This is a genomic window from Bordetella genomosp. 2 (genome assembly GCF_002261345.1).
Classification (GTDB): Bacteria; Pseudomonadota; Gammaproteobacteria; order Burkholderiales; family Burkholderiaceae_B; genus Bordetella_A.
This window is the reverse complement of record NZ_NEVT01000007.1, coordinates 1-21,449: the sequence shown is the minus strand read 5'-3', so window position 1 is coordinate 21,449 and position 21,449 is coordinate 1. Positions and strand designations below refer to the sequence as shown.

Below are 21,449 nucleotides of genomic sequence, written 5' to 3'. Positions count from 1 at the left end.
GCTTATTGCCCGGCCTGGAGCGCCGCGGCGCGGATTTTCTCGAGTGTGGTCGACGGGGTGATGGTCTGCGGGTCGATCAGGCAGTGCAGGATGGCGGGCTTGCCGCTGGCCAGGGCGCGCTCGAACGCCGGCGCGAACTGTTCGGTGCGCTCGACGCGCTCGCCATGGCCGCCGAAGGCCTGCGCATAGGCGGCGAAATCCGGGTTCTGCAGCGACGTGGCCGAGACGCGGCCGGGGTAGTGTTTTTCCTGGTGCATGCGGATGGTGCCGTACATGCCGTTGTCGACCAGCACCACGATGATGGGCAGGCCATACTGCACGGCGGTGGCGAATTCCTGGCCGTGCATCATGAAGCAGCCATCGCCGGCGAAGCACACCACGGTCTTGTCGGGCTGCACGCGCTTGGCCCCCACGGCGGCGGGCAGGCCGTAGCCCATCGAGCCCGAGGTGGGCGCCAATTGCGTGCCGTAGCGGGTGAAGCGGTGGAAGCGGTGCAGCCAGGTGGCGTAGTTGCCCGCGCCGTTGGTCATGATGGCGTCGGGCGGCAGGGTTTTTTCCAGGTACGCCATGATCTCGCCCATCTGCAGCGCGCCGGGAGTGCGCACCGGCGCCGGGTCGCTCCAGGCCAGGTACGACTGGCGCATGGCCGCGGTGCCTTCGGCCCAGGCCGGCTGCGCCGGCCCTTGCACGCCCGCCAGCGCCTGCGCGAACGCGGCCGGCGAGGTGTTGATGGCCAGGCTGGGGCGGTAGACCCGGCCCAGTTCGGCGCTGTCGGGGTGTACGTGCACCAGTTTCTGGCGCGGCACCGGAATGTCCAGCAGCGTATAGGCCTGGCTCGGGCTTTCCGACATGCGGCCGCCCACCAGCAGGATCAGGTCGGCATCGGTCACGCGCTTGGCCAGCGCCGGGTTCAGGCCCAGGCCCACGTCGCCGATGAAGCAGGGATGGTCGGCCGGGAACAGCATCTGGCGCCGGAACGACACGGCGGTGGGCAGCGCCAGGCGCTGCGCGAAATCGGCGAACTGTGCGACGGCCTCGGCGCTCCAGCGCGACCCGCCCAGGATCGCCATGGGCGCGCGCGCCTGGGCCAGCAGCGCCTGCAACTGGTCGAGCTGCGCGGCGGCGGGCGCGGCGTCGATGACTTCATAGCGCGGCGCGTCGGCCACGCTGGCAGTCTCGGTCAGCATGTCCTCCGGCAGGGCGATCACCACCGGGCCGGGCCGGCCCGAGGTGGCCACGTGGAAGGCGCGCGACACCAGTTCGGGAATGCGTTCGACCTGGTCGATCTCGGTGACCCACTTGGCCTGCGTGCCGAACACCGCGCGGTAGTCCATTTCCTGGAAGGCCTCGCGTTCGCGCATGCCGCGCTCGATCTGGCCGACGAACAGGATCAGGGGGGTGGAGTCCTGCTTGGCGATGTGCACGCCCGCCAAGGCATTGGCGGCGCCCGGGCCGCGCGTGACCATGCAGATGCCCGGCTCGCCGGTGAGCTTGCCGTGCGCGTCGGCCATCATGGCGGCGCCGCCTTCCTGGCGGCAGACGGTGACGTCGATGCGGGCGTCGTGCAGGCCGTCCAGCACGGCCAGGTAGCTTTCGCCGGGCACGCAGAACACATGCTTGACGCCATGGGCGGCCAGTTGGTCGACCAGGATATGGCCGCCCAGGCGGGAGGCGGGAGAAGAGGAGGTAGGTGTCGTCATAATCAACCGGGGTTCAAGCCGTCGAGCATAATGTTCCTGGGTTGCACAAGGCAATTGATAAAATTGCACAATATATTGACCTGCCGGCACGTCGTCCCCCCAAAGGGCCGCGGGCCCGGCTGGGTGCCTGGCACCTTGACGGGAGGGTCGGCTCGGGCCAGATGCCTGACACCCGTCCGGGTGTCAGGCACCTTTGAAGGCGCGCCATGTCGGCTCAATACTAGCGGTGTCCGGCAACCAGGCGGGAGCCCGGCCCCTGAATGACAGGTTTTCCCATGAGAAACGGCATACCCAATCTGAGCGCCCTGCAGGCCTTCGAGGCGTCGGCCCGGCTGGGCAGCTTTTCGCGCGCGGCCGAGGAACTGGCGCTGACGCACAGCGCCGTCTACCGGCAGGTGGCCAGCCTGGAGGCGCGCCTGGGCGTGCAGTTGTTCACGCGCGTGCGGCGCCGCATCGTGCTGACCGACCACGGGGCGGAATACGCCGGCCGCATCCGCCATCATCTGGACCAGATCGAGAAAGACACCTTCGGCCTGGTCAGCCGCACCGGCATGGGCCGCAGCATCCACATCGCCGTGGTGCCCACCCTGGCGACGACCTGGCTGATCCCGCGCCTGGCCGGCTTCCAGCAGCGCCACCCGGACATCACCGTCAGCCTGTCGGTGCGGACCCTGCCGTTCCAGTTCAAGGACCAGCCATTCGACGGCGCGCTGTACCACGCCAGCGGCATCTGGCCCGGCACGCAGGGGGTGTTGCTGTTTCCCGAAAAAGAGCTGGTGCCGGTGTGCGCGCCGCACCTGCCGCGCCGCGCCGGCGAGGGCCTGGCCGGCCTGACCCACCTGCACCTGAGCTCGCGCCCCGACGCGTGGCGCCAGTGGTATGCGGCCAACCGCCAGCCCTACGGTCCGCAGGCCGCCGGCGGCCCGCGCTACGAGCTGTTCACCATGATGCTGGCGGCGGCGCAGGCCGGCCTGGGAGTGGGCCTGGTGCCGCATTTCCTGGCGCAGCCGGCGCTGCAGGCGGGCACGCTGGTGCAGCCGGTGCCCGAGGCGCTGGCAGTGGGGCAGGGCTACTACTTCGGCTATCCGCAACGTGACGAGCGCTCCGACGCGCTCAAGGCGTTCGAGGGCTGGCTGAAGTCGGCCGCCTGACGCCGGGCCCGCCCGGGCGCTGCTTGCGCAGGCGTCCCGTCCCGTAGAATGAGCGCGCATCCGCCCATGGGTTCCTCCCGCATGTCTTCCGCTGCCGATCCGCTGGCCTCGCAGGCCGATATCGATGCCTTCATCGACGCCGTCTGGCTCGAGGACGGGCTGGCGGCCAACACCCTGGCCGCCTACCGGCGCGACCTGACCGCTTTCGCGCACTGGCTCGAAAACCCCGGCGAGCACGGCGGCGCGGCCTCGGCGGGGCAGCTGCGCGAGGCCGGCACGGCCGATATCGAGGCCTGGTTCGCCGCGCGCCACGCCGACAGCCGCGCCACCACCGCCAACCGGCGCCTGGCGGCGCTGCGCCGCTTCTACGCCTGGGCGCTGCGCGAGCACCGCGCCCAGCGCGACCCCTGCCTGACGCTCAGCGCGGCCAAGCAGCCGCCGCGCATGCCCAAGACCCTGTCGGAAGCGCAGGTCGAGGCCCTGCTGGCCACGCCCGACCTGAACACGGCGCGCGGGCTGCGCGACCGCGCCATGCTGGAGACCCTCTACGCCACCGGCCTGCGCGTGTCGGAGCTGGTCAATATCAAGGTGTTGGAGGTCAGCCTCAACGAAGGCGTGGTGCGCGTGGTCATGGGCAAGGGCGGCAAGGACCGCCTGGTGCCGCTGGGCGCCGAGGCCGCCCACTGGATCGACCGCTACCTGCAGGGCGCGCGGCCCGAGCTGGCCGGCGCGCGCGTCAGCGACGCGCTGTTCCTGACCGCGCGGGCCCAGCCCATGACGCGCCAGGCGTTCTGGCAGCTCATCAAGAAGTACGCCGTCATCGCGGGCATCCGCGCGCCGTTGTCGCCTCATGTGCTGCGCCATGCCTTCGCCACGCACCTGCTCAACCACGGCGCCGACCTGCGGGTGGTGCAGATGCTGCTGGGCCACGCCGATATTTCCACCACGCAGATCTACACCCACGTGGCGCGCGAGCGCCTGAAGGCGCTGCACGCCGCACACCACCCGCGCGCGTGACGCCTGCGGCCCGGCCCGCCCGCCGGGGCGGGGCTGCCTGCGCGGCGGACAGGCCCTAAACTAGCGCCTTTGCCGCACGTCCCGCCCGGTCCCGCACGCAGCCATGAGCAAAGCCCGCCACGTTTCCGAAACGCCCGCCACGCAGATGCTGAAGCGGCACCACATTTCCTATACCGAACATACGTACGACTATGTCGACCACGGTGGCGCCGGCGAGGCCGCCCGCCAGCTGGGCCTGGACCCGCACGCCGTGGTCAAGACGCTCATCATGGAAGACGAGGCCGCGCGTCCGCTGGTGGTGGTCATGCATGGCGACCGCGAAGTGTCCACCAAGAACCTGGCGCGGCAGGCCGGCTTGAAGAAAGTGGCGCCCTGCCATCCCGAGGTGGCCCAGCGGCACTCCGGGTACCAGGTGGGCGGCACGTCGCCGTTCGGCACGCGCAAGCGGATGCCCGTGTGGGTCGAGGCGCAGGTGCTCGACTACCCCGTGGTCTACATCAATGGCGGGCGGCGCGGCTACCTGATCGGCATCGACCCCCAGGTGCTGGTCAGCCTGCTCGATGCCCGCCCGGTCTCGGTGGCGCTGGAATAGGCACCGGCGGTATTCCTTTACCACCCGCCGCGCCCGGGCCTGCCGCACAATCGGTGGGTCACTACCCGGAGATGTCGGGCGTCCGCCGCGCCCGGGCATGGCGCTTGCCGGCCCGCACGCATCCGATCGTGCCGACCTCCCGAACCCCAAGGAGACCGCTGTGGGCAAGAAACTGCTGATGCTGTTGGGCGACTACGCCGAAGATTACGAAACCATGGTGCCGTTCCAGGCGCTGCAGGCGGTGGGACACACCGTGCACGCCGTCTGCCCGGGCAAGAAGTCGGGCGACCGCGTGGCCACCGCCATCCACGACTTCGAGGGCGCGCAGACCTACAGCGAAAAGCGCGGCCACGATTTCACCCTGAACCAGGACTTCGAGCAGGCCGACGCCGATGCCTACGACGGCCTGGTGATTCCGGGCGGACGCGCGCCCGAGTACCTGCGCCTGAATGAACAGGTGCTGGAACTGGTGCGGCAGTTCGACCGCGCCGGCAAGCCGATCGCGGCGGTGTGCCACGGCGCCCAGCTGCTGGCGGCCGCCGGCATCCTGGAAGGGCGCACCTGCTCGGCCTATCCCGCCTGCGCGCCGGAAGTCCGGCTGGCCGGCGGCACGTATGCCGAGATCGCCATCGACCAGGCGCATACCGACGGCAACCTGGTCACCGCCCCGGCCTGGCCGGCGCATCCCGCCTGGCTGGCGCAGTTCCTGGCGGTGCTGGGCACGCGCATCACGCACTGAGCCGGCAAACGCGGCGCGCAGGCGCCCGCCTGCGCGCGCGACGCCGCGCCTGGCCGCCGCGTCGGCCGCGGGCGGCGCTTGCCGCGCGCCGGGCGCCGATCGTACAGTGGGACATCCCACCAGGAGCCACTGCCATGTGCGAAATCTTCATCCGCGCCAACCCGGACTCATACACGCCCGAAAGCCGCTCGCTGCGCCTGCATGGCGTCGCCACCAGCGTGCGGCTCGAACGCCTGTTCTGGTCCGTGCTGGAGGAAATCGCCGCGCGCGACGGCATGCGCGTCAATCAGCTGATCGAGCGCCTGTACGACGAACTGGTGGATTATCGCGGCGAGGCCGCCAATTTCGCGTCGTTCCTGCGCGTGTGCTGCCTGCGCTACGAGCTGCTGCAGGTCGACGGGCGCATTCCGGCCGATGTCGCCGTGCCGATCCGTTCGCTGGACGCGCAGGCGGTGCTGGCGGGGCTGCCGGACGCCTGGCACGACGGCGCGACGCCGCGCCGGGTCGCCGCCTGAGGCGGCGCCGCGCTACAGCATGGCCACGTCGCTTTGCAGGATGCGCCGCAGGCGCACCGCGTCGCCGATGCGCGACAGCTTGCCCTGGGAGTCGAGCAGCACGATGGCCACGTCGCGGCCGTTGATGCGCGCCAGCATCACCAGGCATTCGCCCGCCTCGTTGATGAAGCCGGTCTTGGACACCTTGATGTCCCAATCGGCCTTGCGCACCAGCAGGTTGGTGTTGCGGAACACCTGTGTGCGGTCGGCCACGTCCACTTCGTATTCGTCGTCGGTGGAATAGCGGTGGATCAGCGGGCGCTGCGCGGCGGCGCGCAGCAGGCGCGCCAGGTCGCGCGGCGAGGAAACATTCTGGCTGGACAAGCCCGTGGGTTCGACGAAGCGGGTGCTGCTCATGCCCAGCGCCCGCGCTTTCTGGTTCATGGCCGCGACGAACGCCGGCAGCCCACCCGGGTAGTTGCGCCCGAGGGCATGCGCGGCGCGGTTTTCCGACGACATCAGCGCCAGGTGCAGCATGTCGCCGCGGCTGAGCCGGGTGCCCACGCGCAGGCGCGACGTGGTGTGCTTCAGCGTGTCGACGTCGTCCTCGGTGATCTCCAGCATTTCATCCATGGGCTGGTTGGCGTCCACCACCACCAGCGCCGTCATCAGCTTGGAGATCGAGGCGATCGGCCGCACCACGTTGTCGTTCTTGGCGAACAGCACGGTCGAGGTTTCGAGATCTTGCGCGTAGGCCGTATTGGAGCGCAGGGCGTTGATTTCCGCGCGCACGGAGGCGGCCGGTGGCGGCAGGGCCGCCTCGGCGCGGGCCTGGGCCGTCCTGGCCTTGGCGCGCGCATTCTGGCGATAGACGATAGTGCTCTTGCGGGCCTTGTTCTTGGAGGCCACGACCGTCTTCTTGGCGGCGCCCTTGGCGGACGCTGTTTTCCGGGCAGTCTTTTTCGATGCCGTGGCGGTCTTGCCGCCGGTCTTGGTCGCCGCCGCCTTCTTCGAGGCGCTTTGCCTGGAGGCGGTCTTGGCGCTGGTGGTCCTGGCGGCCGATTTCTTGGCGTCGGCTTTCTTGCTGGCGGTGGCGGCGGTCGATTTCTTGCTCGTCTTGGCCGCCTTGGCCTTGGCGGCCTTGCAGGCCGCCGATTTGGCGTTGGTCTTGCAGGGGTCGGTCGTCTTGGCCGCATGCGCGGCGAACGGCAGCATGCCCAATACCAGCGCCAGGGGCGCCAGGGTGGTCGCGAGGGCACGTTTCCAGGAAAAGACCATAATTAAAGCGGGGTAAAAAAAGATGCGTGACCGAACGACCGAGGTGGCTGGAGCGGAGCCGGAAAAAGCGAGATGAATTATAGGCTTACGCGCAGAATTTAAACAGCTTTTTCAACAGCTGGGCAAGCGCGTGTGCGGAAGGGGCGCCCCAGGGGCGGGAAGATGGCCTCGCCGGGTGGAATCGAACCACCAATTGACCCTTAGGAGGGGCCGGTTATATCCATTTAACTACGGCGAGCAGCCCGGGATTCGCAAGTTGCTGAAAACAAAGCCCATTATGGGCGGCGCCAGAACCCTGCAAGGGGGCAATTCTAGCATCCGGCTCAGGGCTGCACGGCGTAGTCGATCGAGCCCAGCACCACGGCGGCCAGCCCCGGCGCCTGGGTCAGCCGGTGCAGGGCATAGCATTGGGCGGTGGCGATCTTGGCCTGGTGGAAGGCCGGATCCTCGGGCGTGTCCAGGCTGGCCAGCAGCGCCCGGGCCATTTGCCAGCCGGCCAGCACCGTGCCCGCCAGCATCAGGTACGGCACCGCCGCGCCGTGGATGGCATTGGGATGCCCGGCCGCATGGGCCAGCACGAAATCGACCGCCTCGCCCAGGGCTTCGCGGCCCTGGCGCAGCGGGTCCAGCATGCGCTGGGCGGCCGGTTCGGCGCGCGTCTCGAGCAGGGCCTCGGTCTGGCGGATTTCGGCCATGAGCCCGCGCGCCACCGCGCCGCCGTCGCGCAGGGTCTTGCGGCCCACCAGGTCGTTGGCCTGGATGGCGGTGGTGCCCTCGTAGATGGTCAGGATGCGCGCGTCGCGGTAGTACTGGGCCGCGCCGGTTTCCTCGATGTAGCCCATGCCGCCATGCACCTGGATGCCCAGGCTGGCGACCTCGATGGACATTTCGGTGCACCAGCCCTTGACGATCGGCACCAGGAAGGCGTGTATCGCCTGGTGGCGCGCGCGCTCGGCCGGGTCGGGGGCGGCGTGGGCGTGGTCCGCGTGGGCGGCGGTGCAATACGCCAGCGCGCGGCCGGCCTCGCCGAGCGCGCGCATGACGCCCAGCATGCGGCGGACGTCGGGATGTTCGACGATGGGCACGGCCTGGCGCGACGAGCCGTCCACCGGCCGGCTCTGCACGCGCTCGGCGGCGTACGCCCGCGCGCGTTGGTAAGCGCGTTCGGCGATGGCCACGCCCTGCAGCCCGACGGCGAAGCGGGCCGCGTTCATCATGACGAACATGGCGTCCAGGCCGTGGTTTTCCTGGCCCACCAGGTAGCCGACGGCGCCGCCGGCGTCGCCGAACTGCATGGTCGCGGTCGGGCTGGCCTTGATGCCGAGCTTGTGCTCGATGGACACGCAGTGCACGTCGTTGCGCGGGCCTGGCGCGCCCGCGGCGTCAGGCAGGAACTTGGGCACCAGGAACAGCGACAGCCCGCGGATGCCGCCCGGCGCGCCGGGCAGCCGCGCCAGCACCAGGTGCACGATGTTCTCGGCCAGGTCGTGCTCGCCGTAGGTGATGAAGATCTTGGTGGCGCGGATGCGATAGCTGCCGTCGCCGGCCGGCTCGGCGCGCGCGCGCAGCAGGGCCAGGTCGGAGCCGGCCTGCGGCTCGGTGAGGTTCATGGTGCCGGTCCAGCGGCCGGCGATCAGGGGCTCGAGGTAGCGGCTGCGCAGTTCGGGCGAACCGGCCGCCAGCAGGGCCTCGATGGCGCCGTTGGTCAGCAGCGGACACAGCGCGAACGACAGGTTGGCCGCATTGAGCATTTCGGCGCAGGGTGCCGCGACCAGGCCGGGCAGGCCCTGGCCGCCGTAGGCCACCGGATGGCTCATGCCCTGCCAGCCGGCATCGGCATACTGGCGCAACGCCTCGCGGAAGCCGGCGGCGGTGCGGACGTGCCCGTCGTGCCAGGCGCCCGGGTCGCGGTCGGCGGGCTGGTTCAGCGGCGCCACCACCGCGCCGGCGAACTGGGCCGCCTGTTCGAGCACCGCCTGGGCCGTGTCGGGGCTGGCGTCCTCGAAGCCGGGCAGGGCGGCCACCTGGGCCAGGCCCGCCAGCCGGTGCATCACGAACAGCATGTCTTTCACGGGGGCGACGTAAGGCATGGCGGGTACTCTGGAAGAGGGGGATTCAGGCGGGGTTGTCGGGGTTGGCCAGATCGATGGCGCGCGTGCCGCCGACCGCCGCGCGCAGTTCGAATTTCTGGATCTTGCCGGTGGATGTCTTGGGCAATTCGCCGAAGCGCACCGTCCTGGGCACCTTGAAGCCGGGCAGCAGCAGGCGGCAGTGCGCGATGATTTCCTCGGCAGTGACGCCGGCGCCGGGCTTGAGCTCGATGAAGGCGCACGGCGTCTCGCCCCATTTCGGGTCGGGCATGGCCACCACCGCCGCCGCCGCGACCGCGGGATGGTGGTAGAGCGCGTCCTCGACCTCGATGCTGGAGATGTTCTCGCCGCCGGAGATGATGATGTCCTTGCTGCGATCCTTGATGCGTACGTAGCCGTCGGCGGTCAGCACGCCGAGGTCGCCGGTATGGAACCAGCCGCCGCGGAACGCCGCCTCGGTGGCGCGTTCGTTCTTCAGGTAGCCCTTCATGCAGATGTTGCCGCGGAACATGATCTCGCCGACCGTCTGTTCGTCGGCCGGCACGGGCTGCATGGTGTCCGGGTCGCGCACCGATATGCCGGCCTGCAGGTGGTAGCGCACGCCCTGGCGGGCCATGAGCAGCGCCCGGCGGTCTTCGTCGAGCGCGCCCCAGCTGTCTTGCGGCGCGCAGACCGCGGCCGGCCCGTAGACTTCCGTCAGGCCGTAGACGTGGGTGAGGTCGAAGCCGATCTCGCGCATGCGGGCGATGACCGAGGGCGCCGGCGCGGCGCCGGCCACCATGGTGCGCACCGTGTGGGAGATGCCGGCCCGCATCTCGGCCGGCGCGTTGGCCAGCGCGCTCTGCACCACGGGCGCGCCGCAGTAATGGGTGACGCGCTCGGCGCGGATCAGGTCGAAGACGGTTTGCGGGTCGAACTTGCGCAGGCAGACATTCACGCCCGCGCGCGCCGCCAGGGTCCAGGCGAAACACCAGCCGTTGCAGTGGAACAGCGGCAGGGTCCACAGGTAGACCGGGTGCTTGGGCAGGTCCCACTCGAGGATGTTGCTGATGGCGTTCAGGTAGGCGCCGCGGTGGTGGTAGACGACGCCCTTCGGGTCGCCGGTGGTGCCGGACGTGTAGTTCAGGGCGATGGCGTCCCATTCGTCCGCCGGCGGCTGCCAGTCGAAGCGGGCCGGCGCGGCGGCGAGGAAGGCTTCGTAGTCGGTGGCGCCCGGCAGCGTGGCGGGGGCCTCGGGGAGGTCGTGCACCGAGATGACGACCAGGTGCGGGAACTCGGCGCGGGCGCGGCGCGCGATCTCGGCGTATTCGGTGTCGACGATGAGCGCGCGGGCCTCGCCGTGGCCCAGCATGAACAGCACGCTGGGCAGGTCCAGGCGCGTGTTGAGCGTGTTGAGCACGGCGCCCAGCATGGGCACGCCGAAATGGGCCTCGACCATGGCCGGGATGTTCGGCAGCATGACGGCGACGGTATCGCCGCGGCGCACGCCGGCCTGGGCCAGCGCGCCGGCCAGCCGCTGGGCGCGCTCGTAGGTCTGGCTCCAGGTGCGGCGTACCGCGCCGTGCACCATGGCGAGGCGGTGGCCGTAGACTTCGGCGGCGCGGGCGATGAAATCGACCGGGGTGAGGGGCTCGTGGTTGGCGGAACGGCGTTCGAGGCCGCGGCTGAACATGCTGGACATGCGCTTGTCTCCTGGGCGGGCCGTGAGGCGGTCGCGGGGCGGGGCGGACCGCCGGCCCGGGTTTGATCTGGCTCGTTGCCCTAGGATAGGAGGGGCGTGAAAATGGCGTCTGTCGCCAGCACGACAGAGGCGCCGTCCGCTGGCGGCGCTCAAACGAAGCGTGTTTCCATGTCCGATGCCGCCCACTGTGTTTCTTCCGCCGCGCTTGCCGAGCTGTTCCACGGCTGCGCGTGGTTCGCCGACCTGAGCGCCGAACACCAGGACCTGGTGCTGTCCACCGCGCGTGCCGAGCACGTCGCCGGCGGCGCCTGGGTGGCGCGTCGCAACGCGCCCTCCGATTACTGGCTGGGCGTGCACAGCGGCCTGCTCAAGCTGTCGGTCTACAACGAATCCGGACGCAGCTGCACGTTCTCGGGCGTGCCGCCGGGCTGCTGGTTCGGCGAAGGCAGCGTCATCAAGCGCGAGCTGCGCAAGTACGACGTGGTCGCCTTGCGGCCGTCACTCGTCATGCAGGTGCCGGCGGCCACGTTCCTGGCCCTGCTGGCCGTCAGCCTGCCATTCGCGCATTTCGTCATCGGCCAGATGAACGACCGCATGGGCGAATTCATCGCCTCCATCCAGAACCACCGCCTGCTCGATCCGGACGCGCGCGTGGCCCAGGCGCTGGCGCGGCTGCTGCGGCCGCACCCGCGCGCGCCGGCCGGCGCCAGCCTGGCCATCTCCCAGGAAGAGCTCGGCTTCCTCACCGGGCTGTCGCGCCAGCGCGTCAACCAGGCCCTGCAGATGCTGGCCGACCAGCGCATACTGGCCCTGGCCTACAACCAGATCACCGCGCTCGATCCCGACCGGCTGCGGCGCTACGGACTCGACCAGATCTGAACCGGCCGCCGCGCCGGTCCGGCGGCGCGCCGCTGGGTATACTGATGTGCGTGTTCCGCTGCGCGCGAACCGCCCCACGGAGAACGGGGCGCCAACAACGATACAACCGCCAGGCAGGCAAGCCAGATGTCCAATCCGCAATCCATTTCGTTGCGTACCGTGTTGCTGGGTACGCTGGTCGTGCTGCTCGCGATGGGCGTGCGCGCCACGTTCGGGCTGTTCATGCAGCCCATGGGCCTGGCGCACGGCTGGGGCCGCGACGTCTTTTCCATGGCGTTCGCGCTGCAGAACCTGGTGTGGGGGGCGGCCAGCATTCTCATGGGCATGCTGGCCGACCGCTATGGTTCGGGCCGCACCGTCGCGCTGGGGGCGCTGCTGTATGTGGCCGGCATGATCGGCACGCGCTTCGCCACCGATGAACTGAGCCTGTATCTCAGCGCCGGGCTGCTGGTGGGACTGGGCCAGGCGGGCACCACGTTTCCGGTGATCCTGCCGGTGGTGGCGCGCTCGGTGCCGCCGGCCTACCGCAGCACCGCGATGGGCATCGCCAGCGCGGGCGGGTCGCTGGGGCAGTTCCTGGTGGTGCCGGCCGGCCAGTTGCTGATCACCGGCCTGGACTGGTCCGGCGCGTTGTGGGCGCTGTCGCTGCTGGTGGCCGCGGGCGCGCCGCTGGCGTATTTCCTGCGCGGCAAGCCCGGCGCGCACGCCGGCGGGCAATCGCTGTCGGCGGCGGTGCGGCAGGCCATGCGCCATCCTTCTTTCCATTTCCTGTACGGCAGCTACTTCGTCTGCGGTTTCCACACCGCCTTCATCACGCTGCACTTGCCGGCCTACGTCGTCGACGGCGGCCTCAATGCCAGCCACGGCGCGACCGCCATCGCCCTGATCGGCCTGTTCAACGTGCTGGGCTCTTTCTATGCCGGCAAGCTGGGCGGCCGGCACAGCAAGAAGCTGTTGCTGGCCGGCGTCTACGGCCTGCGCGCCTTCGGCATGCTGTTGCTGCTGGCGCTGCCGCTGTCGCCGTGGGTGCTGTATGCCTTCGCCGCCTGGATGGGCCTGTTCTGGCTCGGCACGGTGCCGCTCACCCAGGGCCTGATCGGCCAGATCTACGGCCTGCGCTATGCCGCCACGCTGTCGGGCATCGCCTTCCTGGGGCACCAAGTGGGCAGCTTCATCGGCGTGTGGCTGGGCGGCTACGTGTATGCCAGCACGGGCAACTACGACCTGATGTGGTGGATCGGCGTGATCCTGGCGGTGGTCGCGGCGGCGCTGTGCCTGCCGGTGCGCGAGCAGCCGCTGCAGCAGCCCGCGCTGCAGGGGCAGGGGGCCTGACGTGGCGCGCCGCCGCATCTGGCGCGTGCTGGGCGGCGTCGTGCTGGCCGGCGTGCTGGCGCTCGGTTTCGCGGGCTATACCATGCCCGAGCTGCGCCTGAACTGGGAAACGCTGGCCGCGATGTGCGGCTTCTGAGGCGCGCCGCGGGCGGGCGGCGTTATCCTACGGCCTGTGTTGGCCCCAACTGAATGAACGACCGATGCGCCGGCCCTGGCGGCGCTGACCACGGCATGCCCCACGAACCGGATTCGCGCACCCTCGTTACTCTTGAACAAGCCGGGCAGTTGCCGGCCGCGGGGACGCTGGTGCTCACCGTCAACAACCGGCTGGCGCGCCGCCTGACGCTGGACCTGGCCGGCCAGCTGCGGCGCGAGCGCCAGGTCAGCGAGTTGCCGCGCGTGCTGCCGCTGGCGGCCTGGCTGGCCGAAGCGGCCGGCGAACTGGCCTTCGCGCCGCAGGCCGACCTGCCGGCCTACAGGCTCGACAGCTTTGCCGCCCAGATGGTCTGGGCCGATGCGATCGGCGCGGAAGAGGCCGGCCGCGTATTGCTCGATACCCGGCAGGCGGCGGCGCTGGCCAGCGACGCCGACACGCTGATGGACGAATGGCGCCTGGCGGTGCCGGCGGGCGCCGATACCGACGAGTACCGGGGCTTCTCGCGTTGGCGCCGGCGCTACCGCGAGCGGCTGCGCGAGATCGATGCCGAAGATGCCAACCAGGGCTACGAACGGGTGCTGCGCGCCCTGCAGCAAGGCGTCGTGTCCGCGCCCCGGCACTTGGTGCTGGCCGGGTTCACGGATGTGTCGCCGCGCTTCGCCGCCTTGCTGGATGCGTTCGAGGCAGCGGGGGCGCAGCTCGCGTGGCTGCGCGATGTGCTCACCGACGCGGCGCTGCCGGTGCGTTATTGCGCCGCCGACGCCGGCGCCGAATGGCGCGCCGCGGCAGCCTGGGCCGCGCAGCGGCTGGCCGAGCAGCCGACCGGGCGTTTTGCCATCGTTTCGGCGCAACTGCAGGCCGAGTCGCCGTTCGCGCGCCGCGTGGTCGGCCAGGCGCTGGCCCCGGGCGGGCATCCCTTCAACGTGGCGGTCGGCCGGCCGCTGGACGAGTGGCCCGCCGTGCGCGCGGCGCTGGCCTGGCTGCGCGCGCTGGCCGAAATGGCCCAGGCCGGCGAGGCCGAGGCGCCCGTGCTGGGCGCCGCGCTGCTGGCCGGACACTGTGCCGGCGATCGCCGCGACCTCGGGCGCCATGCCGCCATCGACGCGCGCTGGCGCCGCCAGGCCCGGGTGCGCATCGATGCCGCGCGCTGGCGCAAGGACCTGGCCGATTGCGCGGCGTTGTCGGCGGCCTGGCCGGCGGCGCTGGACGCCTGGCTGGCTGTCGGCCGGCACGCCACCTGCGACCTGTGGATGCCGGCGATCCGCGCGGCGCTGGTGGCGCTGGGATTCCCTGGCGAGCGACCGCTGGACAGCGTCGGCTACCAGGTCATGGGCGCCTTCGGGGAATTGCTGGGCCGGTATGCCGCGTTGGCGCCGGCGGCCGGCCCGCTCGACGGCCGCGCCGCCGTCCGGCTGCTGGCCAGCGCCGCCGCCGCGGCCTCGTTCCAGCCGCAGCGCGATCCGTCGGCCCGGCTGGATGTGCTGGGCCTGTTGGAAGCGGAGGGCGGCCATTGGGATGGCGTGTGGATGCTCGGGCTCACCGACGATGTGCTGCCGGCCACGCCGCAGCCCAATCCGCTGCTGCCCCTGACCGTGCTGCGCCAGGCCGGCGCGCCGCGCGCCACGCCCGAACGCGAGCGGCAATGGGCCGAGGCGCTGTTCGCCGCGCTGTGCCGCTGCGCGCCCGATATTGTCGTCAGCCATCCTCATCTCGACGGCGAGCGCGAGCTGCGGCCCTCGCCGTTGATCGCCGATCTGCCGCCGGCCGCGTGGCAGATGCCGGCGGCTGCGCCGGCCGGGCTCCTGCCGCAGCAAGTGCTGGACGACGAGCGCGGCCCGGCGCTGGCGCCGCCTTCCGGCGACGGCGCGGCCGCGGGCGCCTCGGGCGGGCTCGACGTGCTGGACACGCAGGCGCGCAATCCCTTGTGGGCCTTCGTGCGCCACCGGCTGGGGGGGCGGGCGCTGGCCGACTACGCGGACGTCGCGGCGCAGAATGTGCGCGGGCAGTTCCTGCACCGCGCGCTGGAGCTCGTCTGGCGCATGCTGTCCGGCCAGGAACAATTGCATGAGGCGATCGCCGAAGCGCGTCTCGGGGACCTGGTCGGCACGGCGGTCGAACAGGCGGCGGACGAAGAATTGCACGCCTATCCGCCGGCCCTGCGCGAACTGGAATGCGCGCGGGCCCGCGGCGTGCTGGCCGACTGGCTGGATCTGGAGGCGCGCCGGCTGCCGTTCGAGGTGGCGCAGGTCGAGGAAACGCACCGCTGGTCGCGCGGCCCGCTGGCCCTGACCGTGCGGCTGGACCGCCTGGATCGGCTGGCCGACGGCCGCGCCGCCATCGTCGACTACAAGACCGGCATGGCGCCGGGCAATCCCGAGTCCGACTGGGCGCGCGCCCGGCCCGTGAATCTGCAGTTGCCGTTCTATGCCGCCGTGCTGGCCGGCGAGGCGTCGGATGCCGGCGTAGCCGCGCTGGTGCTGGCCCAGGTGCACGCGCGCCAGGTGGGCGCCAGCGGGCTGGCCGATGCCGACCTGGGCCTCGACGGCGTGATCGAAGCGGGCGCCAGCAAGGCGTTCGAAGGCCAGGCCTGGGGCGACATCTTGCGGCGCTGGCGCGCGGCGGTCGAAGCGCTGGCCGACGAGTACGCCAGCGGCCATGCCGCCAACCTGGCCTACCGGCGCGATGACCTGAAATACTGCGATGCCATGCCGTTCCTGCGGCTGCACCTGGAAGACGAGGACGACGCGGCATGAGCGGATCCGCCCGCCAACCCTCCGACCACGTGGCGCGCGCCCGCGCGCTGGACCCGGCCGCCTCGTTCCTGGTGCAGGCGCCGGCCGGCTCGGGCAAGACGGAACTGCTCACCGACCGCATCCTGGCGCTGCTTGCCACGGTGAACCGGCCCGAGGAAATCGTGGCCATCACATTCACTCGCAAGGCGGCATCTGAAATGCACGCGCGCGTGCTGAGCAAGCTGCGCGACGGCAACGGCCTCATGCCCGACACTGACCATGGCCGGCGCAGCTGGGAGCTGGCGCGCGCCGCCCTGGCGCGCAACGACGCGCTGGGGTGGAAGCTCCTGCAGCACCCGGCGCGCCTGTCCATCCGTACCATCGATTCATTCTGCGCCGGGCTGGTGCGCGGCATGCCATGGCTGTCCGAACTGGGCGGCATGCCCGGCATCGCCGACGACGCGCAGGCGCACTACGATGCCGCCGCGCGCGCCACCCTGGCGCTGGCGGATGATTTCGAAGCCGTGCGCATACTGCTGGCGCACCTCGACGTGGATACGCAGGCGGCTGCCGAAGCCATTGCCGCGATGCTGGGCCAGCGCGACCAGTGGCTGCCGCTGCTGTCGCGCGGCAGCGATCGCCTGGCCCTGCAGGATGCCCTGGCCGAGGCGATCGGCGAAGACCTGCGGGCGCTGGCCCGGGCCATGCCGCCGGGCTGGGACGACGCGCTGCGCTGGCCGGCGCGCATGGCGGCAGCCGCGCTCGACGCGGAAGGCCTGCCGCATGCCCTGGCGCCGCTGCGCGACTGGGATGCGCCGCTCGAGCCCGACGCGGCCTGGCTGGACCACTGGAAAGCGGTGCGCCACCTGCTGTTGACCGCCACCGGCGGCCTGCGCAGCGCGCGCGGCGTCAACAAGAAGCTGGGCTTCCCGCCCAAGTGCGACCACAAGGATGTCTTCACCCAGTGGCTCGACGCGGCCGATCCGAAGGCTGCCTGGATCTGGATGCTGGACGCGGTGGACAAGGTGCCGCCGGCCGAATTCACCGATGCGCAATGGCGCGTGCTGGGCGCGCAGCTCATGACCCTGAAGCTGGCGGTCGCCCAATTGCAGTTGCGCTTCGCCGAAACCGGCGAAGTCGATTTCATCGAGATCGCGCAGCGCGCCACGCACGCGCTGGGCAGCGCCGACGACCCCGGCGAGCTGCTGCTGAAACTGGACGCCTCGATACGCCACTTGCTGGTGGACGAGTTCCAGGACACCAGCCTGACGCAGATCCACCTGCTGGCCACGCTCACCGCCGGTTGGCAGCCGGGCGATGGCCGCACGCTGTTCCTGGTGGGCGATCCCATGCAGTCCATCTACCGCTTCCGCAAGGCCGAAGTGGGGCTGTTCCTGCAGGCGGCCGAGCGCGGCGTGGGCGAAATCGCGCCCGACTTCCTGCAGCTGACCGACAATTTCCGTTCGCAGGCCGGCGTGGTCGAATGGGTCAACGCCACCTTCCGGGGCCTGCTGCCCGCGCGCAACGACGCGGCGGCGGGCGCCATCGCCTACACCGATTCGGCCGCCTTCAATCCGGCCCTGCCGGGCGAGCCGGTGTGCTTCCATGCCGCATTCAGCGCGGAGGGCGCGGCGGCGGCCGATGCCGCCGCCGAAGCCTTGACGGTGCAACTGGTGCGCCAGGCGCTCGACCAACGCGATCCGGACAGCCGGCATCCCGTGGCCATCCTGGTGCGCGCGCGCGGCCACCTGGGCCAACTGGTGCGGCGGCTCACCGAAGCGGGCATACGCTGCCGCGCGGTCGACCTGGTGCCGCTGGCGCAGCGTCCGGTGGTGTCCGACCTGGTGCAGCTGGTGCGCGCGCTGTCGCATCCCGCCGACCGGCTGGCCTGGCTGTCGGTCTTGCGGGCGCCCTGGTGCGGGCTCACGCTCGATACCCTGCATGCCCTGTTCGGCCACGACCTGGCCACGCCGGTGCCGGTGCTGCTGGCCGAGGCGTTGCGCGCGCCGCGCGCCGAGCCGGAGCCGGCCGCCGGGCAGACCCTGCCGCTATGGGGCTCGCCCGCCGCGGCCCCGTGCCCCGCGGAGCGCCTGCTGCCGGCCGGCGAATTCGCGCGCCTGCGCCACGCCGGCGCCATCCTGCTCGACGCGGCCAACGCCAGCGGCGCCATGCCGCTGGCAGCCTGGCTGGAGGCGCTGTGGCGACGCCTGGGCGGCGCGGCCCTGTATGCCAGCCCGAGCGCCGCGGAAGACGCGGAAAGCCTGTTCCTGCTGATCGAGCGCCTGGCGCCGCACGGCGGACTCGACCCGGCGCGGCTGGATGCCGCGCTGGCCCGCCTGTTCGCCGCGCCCGAGGGCGGCGCGGGCGATGGCAGCGTGGTCGAGATCATGACGATGCACAAGTCCAAGGGCCTGCAGTTCGACACGGTCATCCTGTACGGGCTGCATCGCGCGCCGCGCGCCGACCGCGCGCCGCTGGTCAGCTTCGAGCAGAGCGGCGAGCGCGTGCTGTTCGGGCCGGTGAAGCCGCGCGCCGACAAAGAGCCGGATCCGGTCTCGCGCTACCTCGGGCTGCGCGAGAAGCGCCGCGCCGCGTTCGAGACCGACCGCCTGTTGTACGTGGCCGCCACCCGCGCGCGTCACCGGCTGCACCTGGTGGGCAATGTGGCGGTCGACCGCGCCACCGGACAGCCCAAGCCGCCGCCGGCGGCCAGCCTGCTGGGCCGCCTGTGGGATTGGCTGCCGGCCGACCAGAAGGTCCCCCCGGCCGATTGGCAGGGCGAGGCCGCGGCCGACGACGAGGGCGCCGTCCAGGTGCGCGGCGAGCCGCTGCGCCGCCTGGCCGACGCCGCCATCGCGACCCTCGGCGCGGCGCTTCCCGCGTCCGGCGCCGGCTTCGCGCCGGCCGGCGATGCCGCCGAACATCCCGCGTGGCAATTGGAAACCGCCTACGACGCGGCCATCGGCACGCTGGCGCACGCCTGGCTGGCGCGCATCGGCCAGGATGGCCTGCAGGCCTGGCCGGCCGAGGCCCTGCGCGCCCATCTGCCGGCGATGCAACGGCAGTTGACCCGCGCCGGCCTGCCCGCCGCGCAGGCGCCCGAGGCGGCCCAGGCGGTGCTGGATACGCTGTTGGCCACGCTGGAGCACGAACGCGGCCGCTGGCTGCTGTCGCAATCCGGCGCGCGCCGCGAGTGGCCGCTCATCGATGCGGCCGGCCGGGTGTCGGTGATCGACCTGGCCCTCAGCACCGAAGACGGCTGGCTGGTGGTCGATTACAAGACGGCCCGCCCGCATCCGGGCGAGTCCGCCGCCCACTTCGCCGCCCGCATGCGCCAGCGTCACGCCGAGCAACTGGCCCGCTATTGCGCCCAGGTCACCGCCCTGGACACCCGGCCGGCCCGCGCGGCGCTGTATTTCCCGCGCGCCCAGCTCTGGATCGACCTATAGCAGCCGCACGCGGCGCGGGCCCAGGCTGTCAGCGCCTGTACCAGTATGGGCGCTTGCCTGCCCGGCCGCGACATTCACGCGTAGGCTGTCGACCTCTGTCGAGAAGGAGGACGATATGGTCACGGCCACCCGCAAGCGCGAACCCTATGCTGTCTCGATCACCAACGGGCGCCATCAGTTGCTTGCCGATACCCGCAAGGCGGGCAGGGGCGGCGACGCCGGCATGCGTCCTCACGAATTGCTGGAAAGCGCGCTCGCCGCATGCCTGTGCATATCCATCGAGATGGCCGCCGAACGCCACGGCATCGCGCTTGCCGAACACACCGTCGAGGTCGACATCGAGCGCCTGGATCACCAGACCGCCTTCCATGTCGCCATCCGCTTCCAGGCGCCGCTCTCGCCCGAACACCAGGACCTCGTCCGCCAGGCCGCGCAAAACTCCCCCGTCGCCCAGACCCTCTCAAAGCCCGTACGCATCAACATGCCCACGATAACCATGACACCCACGTAGTCCGCCCGGCGCATTACTTCACCGGCGACAGCAATACCGCCGCTGCAGCCCAGCAGCCTGACGCCACGCAAGCAAACAACCCGTCCCGCATCACTCGCCGCCGCCAGCCCCCTCCCCCTCGGGGGGGAGGGCGGGGGGAGGGAGCCCCCATACAGCCCCCGGGGCCCGCCACCTCGAATTCCAACAGGCGGCCTCCCGGCCGCTCTGTTAGAATTCGAGGTGGCGGGCCCCTTCGCATGGTTCGGCGGTGAACCTGGTCAGGTCGGGAACGAAGCAGCCATAGTCGTTTAGGATCAGTGCCGGAGTAAGGCTCGCCCCACCGGTTTCCCCAAAGGGGCGCCGTAATCGGAACGGATTGTCATGCCGGTCATGCAGTCCGCGCCCTGGTTGCGGCGCCCCTTTGCATTTCCGGCGCGCCGGCCGCGCGCAACTGGCTCTACAATCCGCCCATGACTTATCTGGTACTGGCCCGCAAGTGGCGGCCGCGCTCGTTCGATACCCTGGTTGGGCAGGACCACGTAGTGCGCGCGCTGACGCACGCGCTCGACTCCCAGCGCCTGCACCACGCCTGGCTGTTCACCGGCACGCGCGGCGTGGGCAAGACGACGCTTTCACGCATTCTCGCCAAGTCGCTGAACTGCGAGAACGGCATCACCTCGCGCCCGTGCGGCCAATGCCGCGCCTGCACCGAGATCGACGCCGGCCGTTTCGTCGACTACCTCGAGCTCGATGCCGCCTCGAACCGCGGGGTCGAGGAAATGACCCAGCTGCTCGAACAGGCCGTATACGCGCCGGGGGCGGGCCGCTTCAAGGTCTGCATGATCGACGAAGTCCACATGCTGACCGGGCATGCGTTCAACGCCATGCTCAAGACGCTCGAAGAGCCGCCGCCGCATGTGAAGTTCATCCTGGCGACCACCGACCCCCAGAAAATCCCGGTCACGGTGCTGTCGCGCTGCCTGCAATTCAATCTGAAGCAAATGCCGCCCGACGCCATCGTCGGCCACCTGCAGGCGGTGCTGGGCGAGGAATCCGTGGCCTTCGAACTGCCGGCCCTGCGCCTGGTTGCCCAGGCGGCCAGCGGTTCCATGCGCGATGCGCTGTCCCTGACCGACCAGGCCATCGCGTACAGCGCCGGCAACCTGACCGAAGAAGCCGTGCGCGGCATGCTGGGCACCATCGACCAGCGCCACCTGGTGCGCCTGCTCGACGCTCTTGCCGCCGGCGATGCCACCGGCGTGCTGGCGGTCGCCGACGAACTGGCCACCCGCGGGCTGTCGTATGCCGGCGCGCTGGCCGACCTGGCGGTGCTGTTGTCGCGCGTGGCCATCGAGCAGCGAGTGCCGGGCGCCACGCCGGCCGACGATCCGCTGGCCGGCGACATCGCGCGGCTGGGCGGCGTGCTGCATCCCGATGCGGTGCAATTGTTCTATTCCGTGGCCGTGCACAGCCGCGGCGAGCTGTCGCTGGCGCCCGACGAGTACGCCGGCTTCATCATGGCGTGCCTGCGCATGCTGGCCCTGAACGGCCAGGCAGGCCCGGCCGCCGCGCTGCAGACGCCGGCGCCGGCCGTGCAGCCCGCGCCGGCGGCCCAGCCGGCGCCGGTGGCCCGGCCCGCGCCGACGCAGTCCGACGCCGCCCCGGCCG

The 21,449-nt window shown here is 71.1% G+C and carries 16 protein-coding genes, 1 tRNA gene and 1 other RNA gene; 13 read left to right on the top strand and 5 right to left on the bottom strand.

The features are described from left to right. Positions 1-2 precede the first annotated feature (2 nt). A complete protein-coding gene (locus CAL24_RS16805) occupies positions 3-1,700 on the bottom strand; it encodes a thiamine pyrophosphate-binding protein (RefSeq protein WP_028353179.1) in 1,698 nt (565 codons plus the stop codon). A gap of 275 nt (positions 1,701-1,975) precedes the next feature. Between CAL24_RS16805 and CAL24_RS16800 the strand changes: the two genes are divergently transcribed. The 5 genes from CAL24_RS16800 to CAL24_RS16780 all read left to right on the top strand — a co-directional run bounded on the left by CAL24_RS16800 (position 1,976) and on the right by CAL24_RS16780 (position 5,714). Beyond that, positions 1,976-2,851, top strand: a complete 876-nt coding sequence (locus tag CAL24_RS16800; protein WP_028353180.1) for a LysR substrate-binding domain-containing protein — start codon at positions 1,976-1,978, stop codon at positions 2,849-2,851. Positions 2,852-2,932: 81 nt separating this feature from the next. After that, positions 2,933-3,868: a site-specific tyrosine recombinase XerD gene (gene xerD, locus CAL24_RS16795; protein ID WP_028353181.1), complete on the top strand. Its 936-nt coding sequence runs from the start codon at positions 2,933-2,935 to the stop codon at positions 3,866-3,868. A 103-nt stretch (positions 3,869-3,971) separates the two neighbouring features. Next, positions 3,972-4,460, top strand: coding sequence for a Cys-tRNA(Pro) deacylase (gene ybaK, locus CAL24_RS16790; protein ID WP_028353182.1), 489 nt, complete (start codon positions 3,972-3,974; stop codon positions 4,458-4,460). A 160-nt stretch (positions 4,461-4,620) separates the two neighbouring features. Continuing rightward, on the top strand, positions 4,621-5,199 hold the full coding sequence (locus CAL24_RS16785) for a DJ-1/PfpI family protein (protein ID WP_094807318.1): 579 nt from the start codon (positions 4,621-4,623) through the stop codon (positions 5,197-5,199). A 134-nt stretch (positions 5,200-5,333) separates the two neighbouring features. Beyond that, positions 5,334-5,714, top strand: a complete 381-nt coding sequence (locus CAL24_RS16780; protein ID WP_094807317.1) for a ribbon-helix-helix domain-containing protein — start codon at positions 5,334-5,336, stop codon at positions 5,712-5,714. 12 nt (positions 5,715-5,726) lie between these two features. On the opposite strand, the gene pbpG is transcribed toward CAL24_RS16780, so the two are convergent. The 4 genes from pbpG to CAL24_RS16760 all read right to left on the bottom strand — a co-directional run bounded on the left by pbpG (position 5,727) and on the right by CAL24_RS16760 (position 10,742). Then, a complete protein-coding gene (pbpG, locus tag CAL24_RS24345) occupies positions 5,727-6,971 on the bottom strand; it encodes a D-alanyl-D-alanine endopeptidase (protein WP_038853034.1) in 1,245 nt (414 codons plus the stop codon). A 163-nt stretch (positions 6,972-7,134) separates the two neighbouring features. After that, positions 7,135-7,209, bottom strand: a tRNA-Arg gene (locus tag CAL24_RS16770). A gap of 85 nt (positions 7,210-7,294) precedes the next feature. After that, positions 7,295-9,061 (bottom strand): acyl-CoA dehydrogenase, encoded by a 1,767-nt coding sequence (locus CAL24_RS16765; protein WP_094807316.1) that lies wholly within the window; start codon positions 9,059-9,061, stop codon positions 7,295-7,297. A gap of 25 nt (positions 9,062-9,086) precedes the next feature. Beyond that, the gene (locus CAL24_RS16760; protein ID WP_094807315.1) at positions 9,087-10,742 is read right to left on the bottom strand and encodes an acyl-CoA synthetase; all 1,656 of its coding nucleotides are present in this window, start codon (positions 10,740-10,742) and stop codon (positions 9,087-9,089) included. A 168-nt stretch (positions 10,743-10,910) separates the two neighbouring features. Between CAL24_RS16760 and CAL24_RS16755 the strand changes: the two genes are divergently transcribed. The 8 genes from CAL24_RS16755 to dnaX all read left to right on the top strand — a co-directional run. Beyond that, positions 10,911-11,621, top strand: a complete 711-nt coding sequence (locus CAL24_RS16755; RefSeq protein ID WP_094807314.1) for a Crp/Fnr family transcriptional regulator — start codon at positions 10,911-10,913, stop codon at positions 11,619-11,621. A gap of 126 nt (positions 11,622-11,747) precedes the next feature. After that, positions 11,748-12,953 (top strand): MFS transporter, encoded by a 1,206-nt coding sequence (locus tag CAL24_RS16750; RefSeq protein ID WP_028353189.1) that lies wholly within the window; start codon positions 11,748-11,750, stop codon positions 12,951-12,953. 1 nt (position 12,954) lies between these two features. Then, positions 12,955-13,089: a hypothetical protein gene (locus tag CAL24_RS24440; protein WP_269321375.1), complete on the top strand. Its 135-nt coding sequence runs from the start codon at positions 12,955-12,957 to the stop codon at positions 13,087-13,089. A gap of 95 nt (positions 13,090-13,184) precedes the next feature. Continuing rightward, the gene (locus CAL24_RS16745) at positions 13,185-15,863 is read left to right on the top strand and encodes a PD-(D/E)XK nuclease family protein (RefSeq protein WP_094807313.1); all 2,679 of its coding nucleotides are present in this window, start codon (positions 13,185-13,187) and stop codon (positions 15,861-15,863) included. Beyond that, positions 15,860-19,291 carry a UvrD-helicase domain-containing protein gene (locus CAL24_RS16740; protein WP_094807312.1) on the top strand — a complete coding sequence of 1,144 codons (3,432 nt, stop codon included), beginning with the start codon at positions 15,860-15,862 and terminating at the stop codon, positions 19,289-19,291. The genes CAL24_RS16745 and CAL24_RS16740 overlap by 4 nt, the downstream gene beginning before the upstream one ends. 115 nt (positions 19,292-19,406) lie before the next feature. Next, positions 19,407-19,802, top strand: coding sequence for an OsmC family protein (locus tag CAL24_RS16735; protein WP_028353192.1), 396 nt, complete (start codon positions 19,407-19,409; stop codon positions 19,800-19,802). A 221-nt stretch (positions 19,803-20,023) separates the two neighbouring features. Further along, positions 20,024-20,121, top strand: an RNA gene (gene ffs, locus CAL24_RS16730) — signal recognition particle sRNA small type. 130 nt (positions 20,122-20,251) lie between these two features. Further along, positions 20,252-21,449, top strand: a 1,198-nt coding sequence (gene dnaX / locus CAL24_RS16725) for a DNA polymerase III subunit gamma/tau (protein WP_249278565.1), incomplete at its 3' end; no start/stop codon positions are given.